1 protein-coding gene is annotated in these 1029 nt (G+C 48.2%); it reads left to right on the top strand.

What is annotated here, in order from left to right; genetic code table 11:
- A partial coding sequence (locus KDK17_RS06715) for a hypothetical protein (RefSeq protein WP_257287666.1) occupies positions 1–1029 on the top strand: 1029 nt, incomplete at both ends.

Here is a 1029-nt window from a genome sequence, read left to right as displayed (position 1 = left end):
GCCCCCTGAACTGCAGCAACTGGGTCAATCACTCTTTGTCAATGATGAGGCACTTCTGGCGGCAGCCACCTCTGCCTATATCCAGGTTCATCTTCTTGGAGAGGATTTACAACAGCAGGCTCTTGACGAACTGTTGGCACACTGCAAACCCATCGGCTACGTTGTCGCCGGGGACTTACAACAGCAAGTTGTTAATGAACGGTCGGCACACAGCAAACCCGTCGGCCATGTTGCATACGCAGAGGACGAGACAGCGCTTTATCCTGTGCCTGCAGGTTATCCAAAGCTGATAGTAGCAGAAGCTCCGGGGGAGATTATTGTTTTTCATGGTCAGAAGCCAAATCCCGATGATATCGCTTTTGTAGAAAACCTCTATAAACTCTGGGTCGAAGCTGAGGGTAATACCCCCGCCCCTGCTACAACATGGATTCAAAAAGACAATATCAAAGGCTATCAATACGCCATTCGAAGCAGGCAGATGGTACTGCTGGAGGAGTTTGTTACACGGTACGATGCCGGAGTTAACAAAGATCAACCGATGATGCTTACAGACGAAGACAAACTGGCTGTGCGTGCGCTTTCATACTACGAATTTCTCCAGCAGGCATTGACCAGTGCCACCCCGGCTCAGGAAGCTAACTTTGAATTCACACTGGAACACATCAGAGCCGCTTCCTCTGTCATCACGCCAACCTGGTTGCAGATTCAACTCGCAAAACACTTCAGCTTCAAGCCTGCACTTAGAGATCTTCTGATCAATCAGAATTTTGTTAAGGGTATTATGAGTCTTGTACCCGTTGTCGACGAATCACAGCTCAATGTTTTTAACCACGACGAACAGTTTGCTGCCAAAGTCGTGAGGGACATGGCCAGAAAAATAGTTAAGTGGGAAAGACAGCTGCAAGAGCACCTCGCAACAAAAAGCGAACTCATCCGGGTTAAAAACCAGTTAAAGCTTATATCGGAGACAGTCACTACCAGTGAAGAGCAAAAACTCAGAGCACTTCAACTCAGGCAACACGCTGAGGA

The organism is Endozoicomonas sp. SESOKO2 (assembly GCF_024606245.1).
In the GTDB taxonomy this organism is placed as follows: Bacteria; Pseudomonadota; Gammaproteobacteria; order Pseudomonadales; family Endozoicomonadaceae; genus Endozoicomonas_A.
The sequence above is the reverse complement of the archived record's forward strand: the minus strand, read 5'-3'. Positions and strand labels throughout refer to the sequence as shown.